This window comes from Shewanella sp. CG12_big_fil_rev_8_21_14_0_65_47_15, from assembly GCF_002783505.1.
In the GTDB taxonomy this organism is placed as follows: Bacteria; Pseudomonadota; Gammaproteobacteria; order Enterobacterales; family Shewanellaceae; genus Shewanella.
This window is the reverse complement of sequence record NZ_PFGL01000052.1, coordinates 1-17,353: the sequence shown is the minus strand read 5'-3', so window position 1 is coordinate 17,353 and position 17,353 is coordinate 1. Positions and strand designations below refer to the sequence as shown.

Sequence of the window (17,353 nt, the reverse complement as noted above, 5' to 3'; positions counted from 1 at the left end):
CGCCTATGTTATTTTCTGGCTAAATCGGCGAACCCGGTGGCAGAGTAAGGGGCTGAGCTATCAGCCTTGCCTTAGGATCTACAAGCCCAGTACTGAGTCCTTGTAGCAACCAAGTGTAATGTGCAGCCCGGGTTGCATCGGCCCGATTTGCCTTCGCTTTTAATTGCTTAATCACAAATTGAGCCCGATCGTTAATCATGGCTTTGACCTCTGGTGAAGTCTCCGAATGGTGCAGCGTAGCAAGCAGTTCATCAATCACTACCGCATTGACCCGCATCCACACGCCTTCAACCAGCCCAAGCTTATCCTCTTGATATAAAGTGGCGGCAAATAACTTATCGAGCAAGACGGTCACGGATAACTGCTCATTATCCGCCATCGACGCTTGGCTCACACGATTCAAACGCTTAGGCATCAATAACAGGCTAATGGTATGGCGACTAAAGACTTCGGCCATCCCTAAGGGGTCCGTTTGCACTCCTAAACCTGAGTCAAAGGATTCCCGTGATGCCTGATAATTCCCCGCCTTTGGCACTAAACTATCGAATAAGGTTTGCGGTACGGTTAAACTCACCGCATCCAAGGTTTTGAGCAAGGCATCTAAACCCGTAGACTGCAACTGCGGCGCAATATAGCTCCAGCGACTACCTTCGCCAATCGATTGATAGTTATAGTCAGTTCCACCGATAAACTTAGCAACGGCATCGATTTGATAGCGGGTGAGTAAATAAATCGGGGCAAATGCATCGGCCAACTCCCCTAGTGGCTCATCGGTCAATAACGCCGTGCTGGAGAAACCGTCAATCGCTTTAGTGCGGATCCTATCGAGCTGTGTTAACTGGGCAATAGGATCATCGCCGCTATCCCACAGACTGGCATAGGCATGACTGCCATCCTTTTGGCGGGAATCTGCCTCGCCTATATAGCGTAACCCCTTGCGCGCAACCTCGGCAAGCAACTGAGTTTGAAGAGTTTTCTGCGCGTCTTTATCCCCTTCGTCGCTGTAACCATAGGCGATCGTAAAATTATCCCAAGGGCCAACACCAACGGTATAAGGTGCTGAAATATCAATATCATTGCCCTTTAGCTGGATTTTAGGATGGGGGTAATCCATCACAGAGGCATCCTGATTAGTGGAGGCGGCAAAGTTATGATCTAGCCCTAAGGTATGGCCGACCTCATGGGCGGCAAGCTGGCGAATACGGGCTAAAGACAGCTCGGTTGCGGCTTTTTCGGCCGCGGCTCTATCCTGCCAACCCGCGGTGAGCCCCTTAGCAATCAAATAATCCTGACGCACCCGCAAACTGCCAAGGGTGACATGGCCCTTAATGATTTCGCCGGTGCGCGGATCGGTCAGCGCGGCGCCATAGGACCAGCCCCGTGTAGCCCTATGCACCCATTGGATCATGTTGTAGCGTATATCCTGAGGATCGGCATCTAAGGGGAGGAGTTCGACCTTAAAGCCATCGATAAAACCCGCTTGGGTGAAAGCGCTCTCCCACCAACGCGCACCGTCGAGCAGCGCCGAACGGATTGGCTCGGGGACACCCGGATCCAGATAATAGATGATAGGCTTAACCACTTTACTCGGTGCAGGACCGGGATTTATCTTCTGCAAACGATGGCGCAGGATGAAACGCTGCGTCAAAGGTTGGTCAAAGGGCGTGGCATAGTCACGGTATTCATCGGATAAATAGCCGCTCATAGGATGATAGGCCCGGGGCTGATAACCATCCTCGGGAAGCTCAACGAAGGAATAACGCATCCGCACCGACACTAAGGAGCCATCGGGCGTCACCTTAGCGACCTCTTCCCCCACGGTATCGCCTTTGAAAGTCAGCTGCACATCGACATCGGCATTTTTCGCAAAGGATTTAACTCTTGCCGGCAAGAGACTCGAGCGACTCACATCGAGGCGATAATCTCCCTGTGCACTGCGTTGTAATGCGGCAGCGACCCCGTGTAAATCATTGAGCACCAAATCGTTAATCGCCACCAGATCCGGCTTACCTTCAAGCACTTTACCCTGCCATAGGACAGAGTCGGCAAATGCCTCCTCCACGGCCCTTTTCTCGGCGGGATCATCTGTATTAGCACGGTATTGAGTATTGAGTTGCTTTAACAGCACATAGGGGCCTTGACGCTCAAACTGTACCATACGTGTTTGCCCAAGTTGACCACGGTCGAGACCAATATCGTTCGACCCGACCCCTTCGGGTAAGCTAGTCACCAATAGAAAAGGCTGATTAAGGCGGTTGACCTCGAGGAATAACTCCCCCTGAGACTCCTCGTAATAGAGATTAAGAAAGCCTTTCGCCTCTTGGCTCTGCTTAATGAGCTTGGCGCTAGGCACGGTAGCTGCGACGGTAAGGGTAGGAAATCCTAATAGCGCTATGGATAAGGCTAAGGCTAAACGTTGGGGTTTCATCTTTCCTCCTATTCGGCTGGCTGCATTATTGACGCTATAGGCGACTGGCAATCGCGATACTCTGTAGCGCAGTTAAATAACGCGGGGCCATCACTGGCCCCAAGCTCAGATTAACTATGCTGATGTTTGTGTTTGATCCAGTGATTTAAAGTTTCAAATAACTCATTGAGCACTATGGGTTTAGTAATATGGGCATTCATACCCGCCGCTAAACTCTTTTCCCTGTCGCCCGACATGGCATGGGCCGTCATGGCAATAATAGGTAACTCGTCGGCGCTATAACGTTCCCGCAGCGCCCTGGCCGCCGTTAAGCCATCCATCACTGGCATCTGAATGTCCATCAACACCGCATCGAATGGGCGCGAATCGATAGTATCGAGGGCAATTTGGCCGTTATCCGCCAGCACCACTTCATAGCCCGCACTCTTTAACAGTTCGGTCGCCACTTGCTGGTTGATAAAGTTATCCTCCACCAATAACACTAATCCCGTGTGCCCGCCTGCTTCGACCTCGATTTCTGCCATGGGTTGAACCACGTTTAACCTAGGTTCATCGGCAAAGGCCGCGATGATTTCATCGAACAGGCTCGATGCCTTAAAGGGTTTTTGCAGCACGGCAAACACATTGGCACTATCAACTTCATGCTGCAAGGGTTCTGCCGCATAGGCCGTCATCATAATAATGATGGGGCGCTTAGGGATACGCCCCTCGGCCACCATAGTATCTATGGCGCTGATCACATCACCACCGTCCATTTCAGGCATCATCCAATCGAGTAGCAATAAGTCGATGGGATCCCGTGACAGCTTATACAGGGCCTCGGCACCACTGGCAGCGGTGTCGACTTCGAAGTGGAAATCCCGCATCACAGCGGAATAAATTTGCAGGGCAGTCGGATTGTCATCGACCACTAAGGTGCGCAAATTATTGAGTTTTTCAGGTATCACTAGCGGCTCAACCTTGGCTTCTTCGGCGATTTCAAAGCTGATGGTAAAGCTGAAGGTACTGCCAACCCCAAGCTCGCTCTGTACCTGCATCTTGCCACCCATCATAGACACTAGATGCTTACTGATCGACAGGCCTAAACCTGTGCCGCCATACTTACGGGTCGTCGAACCGTCGGCCTGGGCAAAGGCGTCGAACAGTTTCTCCTGCTGATCTTTACTAATACCAATGCCCGTATCCCGCACCCAGAATTTCAGGGTAATACGGTGATCCCGCTCGCCCACATCTTCACAACCCAGTTCGATCTCACCGGATTGGGTAAATTTAACCGCATTTGAAAGTAAGTTAATCAGCACTTGTCCTAGGCGCAGCGGATCGCCCTTGAGGATAAGCCCGGCGGTGACGGGGGCATAGAGCAACAGTTCAACGCCCTGCTCCTGTGCCTTGAGCGCATTGAGATCGAGTGCATGATCGAGCACTTTATCCAGCGGGAATGGCACCCGCTCAAGTTCTAGCTTACCCGCTTCAATCTTAGAGAAGTCGAGGATATCGTTAATAATCCGTAGCAGCGATTGCGCCGAAAAGCCCGCCTTTTCAAGGTAATCCTTTTGCTGCGCCGTTAACGAGGTGCGCTGGGCTAACTGCAACATACCAATAATGGCGTTCATCGGCGTGCGGATCTCATGGCTCATATTCGCCAGGAATTCGCTCTTGTAAAGGTTGGCTAACTCGGCGTCTTGCTTAGCCTCAAGCAGTGCCACTTCATTACTCTTTTGACGGGTAATATCTTTATGTGTCCCCAACATCCGCTTAGGTTGACCATCGGTAGTAAACTCGACCACCCGGCCGCGGGAAAGCACCCAATGGTAACTGCCATTTTTACCCAGTATACGAAACTCTATTTCATAGGCATCGACGGGATTTTGCAGGTATTGATTACGGTATTCTTCCACCCGAATACGGTCATCCGGATGGGTTAAGTGATCAATTGCCGATAATAGGGCTGGGAATTCATTGGTTTTATACCCCAGCATAGAATAATAGGCTGGGTTACAGATGATCTGTTCCGAATCTAAATACCAGTCCCAGAGGCCATCTTCTACCGCGTCCATGGCTAAGTGGTAACGCTCTTCGGACAGCCGCAATTGTTCGGCGGATTCATATTCCCGCGTCACATCGCGCCATACGGCAATCAAGCCCTGCAGTTCGCCGCGGCGGTTATAAAATGGTAGTTTTAAGGTATCGAGCAGCACAGGCTTACCCGCCAGCTCGACCTTTTCCTGATAGCGCAGCGGTGTGCGATCTTTCAAGACTTGTTCATCTTCGGCGCGGATGCGGATACCCATTTCAGGCGAAGTTAAATCCTCAGAAGACAGGCCTATCATCTCGCTCTCGGTGTAACCCAGCATGCGCTCCGCCGCCTTGTTACAACCTAAGTAGTTACCTTCTTTATCTTTAAAGACAATCGCTTCAGGAATCGAATCAAGCAGAGAGCGCAGTAATGCATATTCGCGTTCACGCCGCTCCGTGGTGTCTTTTAAACGTTCGGTACGCCGCGCCACTAACTTATCGAGCCGCTTATTTTGCTCGGCTAGATGGTGGGTATATTGTTTGTTTTCCTCGAAGATCCGGCTGACCAATAGGAACCAAGGTTCCCAGCCATGGGTAATTTTCTCCGGTGGCTTACGGGGCTCTTGTGAGCAGCCCTCAAGGTGTGATAACAGACGCGATGCAGGGCTCACGAAGGATCGGCGAGTCTGCCAATGCACTATGGTCACCAGCACTGAAAGGGCGATCACCACCAAAATAAAGGTCAACTGTAACTTTTCCCACGAATCTTGGAATAGATCGTCCTCATCCTGCAGGTACAGCAAACGCCACGGCGCGTTATGCAGGGCAACCGAGTGAATGTAGTAACCGTTGCGGATAATGCCTTCATGGGCATCGAACAATTCAGACTCGGGCAACGAATGCAGTTCGGAGGGAATACGTTGACTGATATGATAGACACGATTGATGTCGGAACTATCGAAGTCACTATGGGATAAAATATTGTTCTGCTGATCGAGTAGGATCACAGTACCCGGCATCTTAAAATAGACCCGAATTTGCCGCGCCAATGAGGCAAGGGTCATATCTAAATTGATTGACCCCATAAATTCGTCCTCAAGGTAAACGGGCACACCTAAGGTCGTCAGCAGCCCCTTGCCCGTGGAGTCCACATAGGCCTCACTCCAGAATACACTGCGCTGCGGGTTCATTGCCGGAGTGGCATATTGGAACTGCTTCTTATTGAGTAACTCATCCCTAAAGCGTTGATCGTCATTGGTCCAGGGGAAATAGGACATTATCCTTTGCCTGGAAAGATAGTAAATTGCCGAGGCCTTGGGGGCCGCTTCTTTGGCGACGGGGAAAGACAAAGATAGCTCGAACAGCATCTCCAGCTCTTGATAAAACTTGTCACTTCGACCATCGAGGGACCCCGCACCCGTGATCCGCCCCATATTGGTAAAAGGCTTGCCACCCTTAGCGTAGCTAGGTTCTAAGGTAAAATACTGGCCACTCTCGTTAAATTTGCCATATTGGGGTAGACGCTCTTTACGAACTAACTCACCTAAGCGTAAATGATCGACGGCAACGTCCCGTAAACTCTTTACCGCGCGAATACTCGACTCGAGCAACAAGTCGATTTGCAGCACATGACGTTCGACCTGTTCCTCACGCTGTTCCATTTGTTGGGTTTTCTGGCGATCGAAAAACATCCATGCAGTTAATAGCGACATGACAATAACGCCAATGTACGTATAAAAAACGGCACGGTTGTAATTTTTTTGGATCGGCGATTTTAGTTGCAGATCCGGCTCACTCGATTTCATCCACGACCCTTGCTTGCTGCGCTTGATTTTAGCCATCGGCGGCAAAAACTATTGGGCTAGTATACTAGCAGGAAGAAACCCTCAATCACATCAAATAATGATCGGTCGAATCCAGCCCATGCCCATGATAAGTCGATTAAAAAAGAAAAGATGAGTGAAAAACAAAGGCCTCAAAGACGAGACCTTTTGTAACAAGGTTACCGATAGGCTTATAAGTTTTCTTCGGCGTATTCGGCGAGGCGTGAACGCACGACACCGTTGAGGTACAGATTTGCACTGCCTTCGAAGTCTTTAAAACGTTCGACTATATAGGTCAACCCCGAAGTAACGGCGGTCAGATAGTTAGAGTCGATCTGTGCTAAGTTACCGCAACAAATCAGTTTTGTACCCTCGCCCATGCGGGTGATCATGGTTTTGATCTGCGAGGCGGTGAGGTTTTGACACTCATCCAATAAGACGACGGAGTTTTGGATCGAGCGCCCGCGCATAAAGTTAATCGACTTAAACTGAATGTTGGCTTTCTCCATGATGTAATTGAGGCTGCCCGTGGGATTCACATCATTCTTATGCAGCACTTCTAAGGTGTCGGTAATGGCCGCAAGCCAAGGCATCATTTTCTCTTCTTCGGTGCCGGGCAGGAAGCCGATTGATTCGGCGATTTCAGGAGTATTACGGGTCACTATTACCTTATCGTAGCGGTTACGCTCAACCACCAGTTCTAGGGCCGCCGCCATGGCGAGCAAGGTTTTACCGCAACCAGCAGGGCCCGTTAAGATCACCAGATCGATATCCGGATCGAGCAAGGCTTGCAGTGCCATTCCCTGGTAAACATTCTTAGGCTTAACCCCCCATGCCTCGAGGTTTTTCATCCGCTCGCGGCCTAAATCTAGGATATGCAGATGGGTGTCGCTACGTTCGGTCACTCGACCACAAAAATCCGACTCCGTATCGATAAGATATTGGTTAATATAAAATTGATCGTTATCTAAGTCTTTAATTGGCACTTCATGGATAGTATGTCTGCCGTGGCGCTCGGTGGACACTTTGTTTAAATGCTCCCAAAAATTACCCTCAAACTGATAGAAACCTTTGCTGAGGAAGCGAATATCATCGATCAACTGGTCGGTGCGGTAATCTTCAACCAGCTGAATGCCTGCGCCTTTGGCCTTGAGACGCATATTGATATCTTTGGTGACTAATACCACGGTGCGTGGATGGTGGAGATTTTGCAGATGTAGGGCGGTGTTGATAATGCGATTGTCGTTACCATCTCCCGGCAGTGCGCCTAGGGTAAAATCGACGAGGTGGTCGGGGAAGATAGACAGCGAACCTATCGCATCGGCATGCCCCTCTCTACTGGGCAAAGGAACGCCGTTGATAATCTGCTCCGGTGTAGTATCACCGCCTAAGGTATCTTCCAATGCCCTGATGGCGACCCTAGCATCCCGGCTCACATCACTCTTTCGGTCTTTTATCTGGTCTAACTCTTCGAGCACTGTCATTGGAATGACTACGTCGTGCTCCTTAAACGAATAGATCGCCAAAGGTTCATGTAGTAACACATTGGTATCCAGTACAAACAACTTTCTGTCGTCTTGTTCCATGGCGCCTCCAGAGTGCTTCATTAAAGTTTACACACTTTTGAGTCTCAACGAAAAATAACACGGCTCCTGTGACTGGCTGAGTATATGGCAAAAAATGATCATAGGGTTCAAGTCGATAATCTTAACTCGTACATAAACCTTAAATTGATATTGGCACTAAAGCAGTATTATGACAATACAAGGAAGCATTGTTTACGTCAGACTCGAGGCAGTGTATCGCCTCCAATATGACGCGAGCATGACAACTCCGTTATCACGCATGCAACAATTTTCTAGTCGCTCAATTTGTAATCTACCACTCTGGGAATTAGGCTCTAACGGGTGAGAGGGCGATTTAAATATCCCTAGTATTGGTATAACATACGCGCCCTTTGTTAGAGTCCGCCTAGAAATGAGAATTTAAGATGCCGTTCGCCTTAGGTCAACGTTGGATAAGTGATACCGAGTCAGAGCTTGGTTTAGGAACTGTGGTTCAAGTAGAAGGCCGTATGGTCACTGTGTTATTCCCTGCCACGGGTGAGAACCGTATGTTCTCCCGAGCAGAAGCCCCTCTGACACGCGTTATATACAATCCCGGCGATACGGTTGAGAGCCATGAAGGCTGGAGCCTTGCGGTCAGTGAATTGACCGAGAAAGACGGCATAGTGATCTATCACGGCATCCATAGCGAAACAGGCGAGCAAGTCACCCTGCGCGAAACCCTGCTAAACCACAATATTCGTTTCAATAAACCCCAGGACCGTTTATTCGCCGGCCAAATCGATCGCCTCGACCGTTTTGGCGTGCGTTATCAGTGCCAAATGTTGCGCCACAAACTGGCGACTTCGGATTTACTGGGTCTGCAAGGTCCTCGCGTTGGCCTTATTCCACACCAAATGTGGATTGCCCATGAGGTGGGTCGTCGCTATGCGCCGCGGGTACTACTGGCCGATGAAGTGGGTCTAGGAAAAACCATTGAAGCGGGTCTGATTATTCACCAACAACTGCTGACTGGCCGCGCCGAACGCATCCTGATTATCGTGCCCGATACTCTGCGCCATCAGTGGTTAGTGGAAATGCTACGCCGCTTTAACCTGCGTTTTTCGGTATTTGATGAAGACCGCTGCGTCGAGGCCTATGCCGATCACGACAATCCTTTCTACACAGAACAATTAGTGATTTGTTCACTCGAATTACTGCGTAAGAAAAAACGTCTCGACCAAGCCCTCGAAGCCGATTGGGATCTGTTAGTCGTCGATGAAGCACATCACTTAGAATGGACCGAAGAAGCGCCGAGCCGCGCCTATCAAGTGGTTGAAGCCTTAAGTGAAGTGGTCCCCGGCGTCTTGCTGTTAACCGCAACGCCGGATCAACTCGGCCATGAGAGTCACTTCGCCCGCTTACGCCTGCTCGATCCGGATCGTTTCTACGATTACGATGCCTTCTTAACCGAAGAACACAGCTATAAAGACGTGGCACTTGCCGCCGAAGCGCTGGCTGGCAACGCAAAATTACCCGATGCGGCCATCAACAGCTTGACCGAATTACTCAGTGAAAAAGATATCGCACCGAGCATTCGTTTAATCCAGGCAGATGGCATAGACAGCGATGCGCAGCAGGCCGCCCGTAGCGAATTACTACAGGAATTACTCGACCGCCACGGTACTGGCCGCGTGCTGTACCGTAATAGCCGCGCCTCGGTAAAAGGCTTTCCACAGCGCTTCTTTAATCCGCAGCCCCAGACCATGCCAGAACAATACCTCACCGCCATGCGCGTGAGCGGTATGATGGGTGGCCATAAAACCTTAGCAGCTAAGGCGGCCCAGGCTTTGAGTCCTGAAAAGTTGTATCAAGAATTTGAAGATAACAGCGCCAGTTGGTGGAAATTCGATCCCCGCGTGGATTGGTTAATCGAGTTCTTAAAATCCCACCGCAGTAAAAAAGTGCTGATCATTGCCAGCGGCGCAGAAACCGCACTGAGTCTAGAGGAAGCCCTACGCACCCGTGAAGGTATTCAAGCGACCGTATTCCACGAGGGCATGTCGATTATCGAGCGCGATAAAGCTGGCGCTTACTTTGCCCAAGAGGAAGGCGGCGCCCAGGCGTTGATCTGCTCTGAAATTGGTTCTGAAGGCCGTAACTTCCAATTTGCCAGCCACTTAGTCCTGTTCGATCTGCCGCTTAACCCAGACTTATTGGAACAGCGCATCGGGCGTTTAGACCGTATCGGCCAGAAAAATGATATCCAAATTCACTTGCCTTATCTGGTAGATACGGCGCAAGAGCGCCTAATGCAGTGGTATCACCAAGGGCTAAATGCCTTTGAACTGACCTGCCCAAGCGGCCATGTGCTTTACAGTGAATTTGCCGAAGATTTACTCAATGTCCTCGTGGGTGACGACAGTGACGAGCTGACCAATCTGCTCAACCACACCCAAACCCGCTATAAAGAACTCAAGCATGCCATGGAGCAAGGCCGCGATAAGTTGCTGGAAATCAACTCCCATGGCGGCGAGAAAGCCAAGGCCATTGTCGAACGTTTAGCCCAGAGTGATCAGGATACTCAACTGATAGGTTCAGTGATACGTTTATGGGATATTATCGGTGTCGATCAAGAGGATAAGGGTGAAAACTCGATTATTCTGCGTCCGAGTGAACACATGATGTTCCCCACCTATCCTGGCTTGCCAGAGGATGGCGTGACGGTAACCTTTGACCGTGACACCGCTTTATCGCGCGATGATATTGCGCTGATCACCCAAGAGCACCCACTGGTGCAAACGGGCTTAGATTTGATCACAGGCTCAGAAACCGGCACCACTAGCGTGGCGATTCTGAAGAATAAGGCCCTACCAGCAGGCACCTTATTCTTAGAACTCATCTACATGGCCGATGCGTCGGCGCCAAAATCGAGCCAGTTATACCGTTACTTGCCACCGACACCCGTGCGCATCTTGCTGGATAAGAATGGCAATGACTTATCCGCTAAGGTGGATTACGCCAGTTTCGATAAGCAACTGAGCGCAGTGAATCGCCATATTGGCAGTAAGTTGGTCACGGCATCACAACCAATCCTGCACCCATTATTTGCCAAGGGCGAAGAATATGCCCAGCTCGCGGTGAATGATCTGATTAGCCAGGCCCGCGAAAAAATGACCACACAATTAACGGGGGAGTTAGATCGTTTAGAGTCCCTTAAGGCGGTTAACCCCAATATCCGTGAGGAGGAGCTAACCTACCTGCGCAACCAAATGCAAGAACTCACTCACTACCTCGACGACACTCAGCTACAACTCGATGCGATTCGAATGGTATTAGTGAGCCACGTATAACGCGGCTCGCCCCTTCGATGCTCAAGCAAACGCCCAGCCAATAGACTGGGCGTTTGCTTAACTAAAAGATTATACTCAGCCTAAGTGAATTTATAAGACTACACAGGTGGTTATCTATTCTATGGCGCGCATCTTCCTTATTTTATTTGGCCTTTTCCCTAGCCTTATCACTTTACCCTGTCTCAGTGCAGAACCTGAGACTGAACCAAAGACAGAACCAGCGACACCCACAACAACGCCTGCCATAAAGCCTAATAGAAGCTATTTACCCAGCCAAGAAATCAAACAAATCACCATAGACAATCAACCCTTTGAGCTATTAGTTCGTCCATGGGAGGGTAAAAAAAAGCTGGGGGCCAGCATTATTTTACCCGCCACCAATGGCACAGCGGATGCGCCAGGGTTGATGGCCTTTGTACGGCGCAATATTAATCCCGCGGGTTGGGCGAGTCTGAGCCTCACGCCCCCCACTGAGCCACCGGCACCAAACTTTGCCACCGCCGCAGAGGAAGTCGCCTCCCCAGGGGCGGCACAACTCAGCACGCCATCCAATAAACCCAGCCCCAAAATTCTCCCTGAAAACAGCCATAAACATTTGCTCGAACAGGAGGACTTTCTCATCAAAAGCCTGTCTCAGCTAGAGACAGTTGGAGCCGATTATCCCGGTAAGAGAGTGTTAATTACCGCCGACCAAAGTGCCGAGTTATTAATCAGCCTTTTAAGCCAAAAGAAAATTGCCAACCCCGATGTGCTGATAGTGATCAATCCCTACAGTGAGGACGAAGAACGCAATCAAGCATTGGCTGAAAAACTGGCCAAACTCACTATGCCCATTCTAGATATTCAATCGCCGGATGGTCACCCCGCATCCCTCAGCACCGCAGAGCAGCGCAGGACCTTGGCCGTCACCCTAGAGACCCCAAACTACCGCCAATCCCAACTGCTGCTTAATTTAGATAATGAGAGTGCATGGCAGAATTGTTTAAATACCATCAAGGGCTTCGCCGCCCGTATGAGCACAGGTTATTAAACGGCTTGTGGTGGTAACTTAAAAAATTATTTAACAAGAAGTGCCCCTACAGGCTCGACGACATCTGATGTAAAAGGATATACGAATGTCGCGATCAGATAGTCAATAATGTTCTAGACATCATAGTGACATTTCCATATCCCTATGGGTCAGATATGAATGAGCAACAATGCTAATCCTCACAACCCCTTTAGCTGTTAGTTCAGCTAAACAGCTATCGCCCCAAAGCAAGATGGCTGAGCTACGCGTATTGCGCATTAATTGTCATTGCTTCCCCAGTGACACGCCATAAACTCATCCCTGAGGGCTCTACTAAAACATCCATGTTTTAGAAGGTCACTGGTGCAACAATGCCAATCCTCACTAACCCTCTCGCTGTTCGTTCAGCTAAAAAGGTATTTGCCCCTTTTCGTGTTAGTGCTCAACTTTTGATAGATTACCTTTTCTATGGCAAAACTCTTGATATTCAGGCTACACACAAACTCGGCTCTAGCTCTTTTCTTCACCGAACGGTGCACTGTTTTGACCTAGTTCAAGTCCGCTGTTATATGCTTGGTGGTATATTTGTGCTAATTGTATTAGACACTTAATAGTTAGTTACTTTCCTAAAGCATTACGAAATCTCGTGAATGCCTTGTGGCTGACCCAGATTTCAGGTGACAGGAAATTATATGACTCAAAACCACCAGAATTATCCTCATACAGCGATTTCAACATGGAGTGGGTTTGTTTATCAGGGAAAGCTCGCTCTGTATCATTGTCTTCGGTTAATGACTAAAGACTATGAGGCAAATCGAGATCTTAAACTGCAGTTGGAAAGTCAGGATGATTTTGCGATTTTCCGAGGAAACCAATGCTTATCATTGCATCAAGTCAAAGCGTACAAGGCTACGTTGTTCTCTGGCTATCGCGCAGACATTAATAGCCAAAAGGAAAATGCCATAGAACGGGGCATCCAAACGGCATATTTTCATGTTGCTCGTGAAATAAGGGATCTACCAGAATCATTCGAACAGGAATACCAACCTGTAGAGTTGTATCCCTACCCATCACAACCAAGTGCAAATGAGGAGCATACCAAACTTTATTGTCCACTGGATGAGGTTGATAGGTATATTGAAGCTCAGATCAGGGAAATGATATCAGTTGTAGATTGTTTGTTTCCTTGGAAAGCAATGCTTTGCACTTCAATCCGAGAGATCCTCGAAGCGATAGTGAACACTAAAGTTGTCATGGTACATCACCAAATACACCAATCAAATCGGAACCAGACAGCAATTGCAGCTAATGAGTTTATCGAGTTTTCGGATATCTATGAAATTCTGGAAGCTGACGATTATGAGCGATTTAACAATGAAGAGTATTTCCTTAGCCGCTTGCAGATTGATATTGGAGCTTACTATCAAGAATTCTGCGAGCAGCACGATACGATACCACAAGCTGCATACGCCAAGTTAGATGACTGCATAGCAACAATCACCGACTTGGATAGCCAAGGTATGAAGGCTTTCCTTCGCGCAACGATGCCACATCGAAAAGGGCGATTTACCACACTAAGTGAGTTTAAGGACCAAACGCTTGACCGTGACTCTATGAGGCAGGGGCTGTTTACGATTTTCCATAAGTTGGTTAAAGCACAGAAACCAGATAGTGAAAGGGTGCATTTCGCATGGCAAGTTGACGGTCGGTTCTATTATCCAACAGGGATTCATACTGCAGCAGAACATCAAGACGTGGTCTGCCATGATATTTTGCAACAGGCACTTGAGGAAGATGTTGAATGCTTATTTGAGTGTGGGGCGTTGATTACCAGTGCTATAGATCGGCCATCCATCACTTATGTGAAAATTGGTGTGGATGCCACGGAAGAAGAAACGATTATAGGAACTAGTATCGGCAGTTTTCAACAGGTGGGGCTGGTTTCTTTGAATAATGTACCTGAGAGCTTAAAAGATGCAGAAGTTGATTGAAAAGTTGTTCGAATTGCAGGGGATGAAGCGAAAAGCTTTGCCTGAATTGGAGTTGTATGAATACATCGAGCCGAATAAAACGGGTTATTGGTTGGTGATTCATGGTGAGCCTGAGCTTTCTCCTGAACTTCAGGCAAAATGGTTGAGCGACTGCAAGAAAACGACGGTAGACCCTGCACTTGAGAAAAATATTAACTTGTTGATTGCATGGCAGACCGAAAGTTTGAATGAGAAAAACAGCAAAATGGTACATCACGCAGAAGAGGATAGTTACTTCTTTAAAAAGCATGTTTTACCTTATACGTCTGATGAACTGGAAGCTTTACAGCTGATAGTTAAACAGAATGGGCTGGAGTCAGTGTTTCGCAATGTTCTGACTGATACTCAGACATTTACCGCATACAAAGCGCAGTTCCATCAAGGAGGCTGGCAAAGTTTGCTGTACAGGTTGGCGATAAAGGTATCAGCACTTACGATTCAAGGCTCAAGTAAAGCGGATCTGACCAACCTTGAACAGAATATTCAGGAAAAAGTCTTGAAGTCGCCCAATGCCGAGATTTTGAGAGCGATTGAATTGGCTCTCTCGGATATAGCTGACCAAAATCCCTTACAGGAAATCACCCCAGAAAATTTACTGGCACTTATGACTGCAAAATTAGGCAAGGATGGCTATGAACTTGACTGTTAAACGTCTGGTAATCCAGAACTTCAAACTTTTTGAACGTCGTGAAATAGTCATTGATAACGATCGTCTGATTGTTCTCGATGGTCCCAATGGCTTTGGCAAGTCATCGTTTTTTGATGCTTTAGAGTTGCTATTGACTGGGACAATTCGGCGTTACGTCGAGCTAGAAGACCTTACGGTGGATGGGCGCAGCCAGAAACTAGGATGCCCATGGCTATTTAATAAAGCAAAAGCGGGATCTTGGTTATCCATACGTGCCGAAGTGGTAATAGACGAACAAACCAAGTTCTTTGAACGGGCGGCTTGTAAGACTGAACTGGATAAGCATAAGGGACTTAAGGAATTAAAGTTACCTTTATATGAATTAACGGCTCTGGAAGCTGAGCGCAATGTGCCGGTTTCCGATGAGGAGGGGTATCTTTCTGAGTTACAAGGAGCCGAGTATAAGCGAGACTTTGAATTGTTCCATTATGTGGAACAGGAAGAAAATACTCGGTTACTGAAACAGAAAGAAAAAGATCGCCAGCTACAAATCGCTCACCTGTTTGAAATTGGGGAAATCCAACAGAAAATCAATAATATCAACCTGTCATTTAGCAAAATCGGTAAGTTATGTGGCACGCAAAAAAAGCAGGAGGTTGAAGCACTAAAAGCCAAATGGGAAACTGCTAAACAGCAGCTGTTACCGGATGGTGGGCCTGTTGATTATAAACGATTAATCAATGCAACCGATCAACCTTGGGATAGGGAAGTTTTAGAGTGTGAAGTTCAACAGTTTGAGCAATGGCTATCAACGGATGGCGAGTTGTTCCGTATAGGAAGATTTGTTAAGAATTTTGCCCATTATGAGAATCATATTTATAATCAGAAACTTAAAAAAAATCTCCTGCCGCAGAGAGAGTTACAGCAGCGGATGCTTATGTTTGTCCATCGCATCCCTCAACAACAGGAATGGGAGCTAGAATTACAGCGATATGACGCCGCTACACAGATAACTGATGTGTTTAAAGATATTGTGAAGGCTGTCAAACATGATCAGCTTATCCTTCCTCATATCCTAATTGGTCTACTCCCTGATACTGTTACGCCGAGCGAGTTCGGTCGTCAGGTCTTACTACTAAAGCAGCATATTACTTCGATTGACAAACTGGATGAGAGCTTGGCTGGTTTAGTGTCAATGCGTGAGCAGTTGGTTGAAGCCTTTAAACAGTACCAGATACATGGTAAACCCACAGAAGTTTGCCCAATCTGTGGTCATAGCTGGAACTCTGTTGAAGCACTACTTAAAGGGATCGAGAAACAGGGAGAAACACTACAACTATTGGCTGAACAACAAAACCGTCAATTGACAGTTTTGTTGGCTGAATTTAAACAGACATACCAAGTACCAATTGAGAAAGCGTTGGATATTTATCTGCAACAACAGCAAGATAAAGTTGCCTTCAAACGTGAACTTGTTGCTCTGAGTCAAGAACAACTCCATTGGCTGCAGAATTATAGCCAGCAGTTGGAGGAGGCTGAAATTGAATTTCATGATCTTCTAATTGATAGTTTTGATTTGAATGCTCAATTACAATTGTCTGAATTGGAGAAGAGAGTGCGGTCCAAGTTTAAACCAGTGGACGACAGCTGTCTTTACAGTGATTTTGAGAGCCTATATCGGGTAGTGTTTAACAACGATTCGTCGGTAGTAAAGCAGGTAACGCTTCATCTGATCGAGATGAAAACTAACTACTTGCGACAGCAACAGTCTCTTGCGTCTTCAATATATGCAAAGACTTGTGAGAAAGTGTATAGGGACGCGGACCAACAGGTTAAAAATGCCACTAAGCTCAAAAAGCACCTTAGCAAACTCAAGGAAATATACGAAACCGAAAAGAAGCGCTATCTAGAATCCATTGTGAAAGAGATCGAGATCTTGTTTCATATTTATTCAGGCCGACTGATGCAAAGTTATCAACAAGGATTGGGGATCTTTATTGAGAATGATGGTAATTCGATTGCTTTCCATGAAACGCCAGGGCGAGACCATGATGTCGTTTTTTCCATGAGCTCCGGGCAACTTTCCGCTTTGGTTCTATCTTTTACGTTAGCGCTCAATCAACGGTATGCGAAACATAGTTTATTGCTGATCGATGACCCTGTACAAACACTAGACGAAATTAATGTGGTAGGTTTCATTGAGCTGTTGCGAACAGAGTTTGCAAACCGTCAAATTATTATCTCAACGCATGAAGATCGCATGTCTGCTTACTTCCGTTACAAGTACAAAAAATTCGGAATGCGAGTAGGCCGGATTAACTTTATGGAACAGGCCCGCTTAGTCATCGATACGCAATAAAAAACTGAGCATCTTCCCGATGACTGTAGACAGACATATTTGTTAAAAATCTAATCTGAAGAGATGGAACTAGGTTTGGCTCTAACACTAAATTGTCGGGTGGACGGCACTTGTTACCAAGTGCCGTCTCCCTAAGAACCGTACGTGCAACTTTCACTGCATA

8 protein-coding genes are annotated in these 17,353 nt (G+C 47.7%); 5 read left to right on the top strand and 3 right to left on the bottom strand.

Annotation, left to right across the window (positions count from 1 at the left end; translation table 11 throughout):
- Positions 1 to 19: 19 nt before the first annotated feature.
- The 3 genes from COW15_RS14605 to COW15_RS14595 form a co-directional block, all read right to left on the bottom strand.
- Entirely contained in the window at positions 20 to 2,428 is a 2,409-nt protein-coding gene (locus COW15_RS14605) for a zinc-dependent metalloprotease (protein WP_293633242.1), read from the bottom strand.
- A gap of 110 nt (positions 2,429 to 2,538) precedes the next feature.
- Positions 2,539 to 6,249: a response regulator gene (locus COW15_RS14600; RefSeq protein ID WP_293633241.1), complete on the bottom strand. Its 3,711-nt coding sequence runs from the start codon at positions 6,247 to 6,249 to the stop codon at positions 2,539 to 2,541.
- A gap of 209 nt (positions 6,250 to 6,458) precedes the next feature.
- Positions 6,459 to 7,853 (bottom strand): PhoH family protein, encoded by a 1,395-nt coding sequence (locus COW15_RS14595; RefSeq protein WP_293633240.1) that lies wholly within the window; start codon positions 7,851 to 7,853, stop codon positions 6,459 to 6,461.
- A gap of 404 nt (positions 7,854 to 8,257) precedes the next feature.
- Between COW15_RS14595 and rapA the strand changes: the two genes are divergently transcribed.
- The 5 genes from rapA (at position 8,258) to COW15_RS14570 (ending at position 17,190) form a co-directional block, all read left to right on the top strand.
- Positions 8,258 to 11,164, top strand: coding sequence for an RNA polymerase-associated protein RapA (gene rapA / locus COW15_RS14590; RefSeq protein ID WP_293633239.1), 2,907 nt, complete (start codon positions 8,258 to 8,260; stop codon positions 11,162 to 11,164).
- Between the two features lie 121 nt (positions 11,165 to 11,285).
- On the top strand, positions 11,286 to 12,194 hold the full coding sequence (locus COW15_RS14585) for a DUF3530 family protein (protein WP_293633252.1): 909 nt from the start codon (positions 11,286 to 11,288) through the stop codon (positions 12,192 to 12,194).
- Between the two features lie 671 nt (positions 12,195 to 12,865).
- Entirely contained in the window at positions 12,866 to 14,164 is a 1,299-nt protein-coding gene (locus COW15_RS14580) for an ABC-three component system protein (protein ID WP_293633238.1), read from the top strand.
- Positions 14,148 to 14,852 (top strand): ABC-three component system middle component 1, encoded by a 705-nt coding sequence (locus COW15_RS14575; RefSeq protein ID WP_293633237.1) that lies wholly within the window; start codon positions 14,148 to 14,150, stop codon positions 14,850 to 14,852. The genes COW15_RS14580 and COW15_RS14575 overlap by 17 nt, the downstream gene beginning before the upstream one ends.
- Positions 14,836 to 17,190 (top strand): AAA family ATPase, encoded by a 2,355-nt coding sequence (locus tag COW15_RS14570; protein ID WP_293633236.1) that lies wholly within the window; start codon positions 14,836 to 14,838, stop codon positions 17,188 to 17,190. Before COW15_RS14575 ends, COW15_RS14570 begins: the two co-directional genes overlap by 17 nt.
- The last annotated feature ends 163 nt before the right edge of the window (positions 17,191 to 17,353 follow it).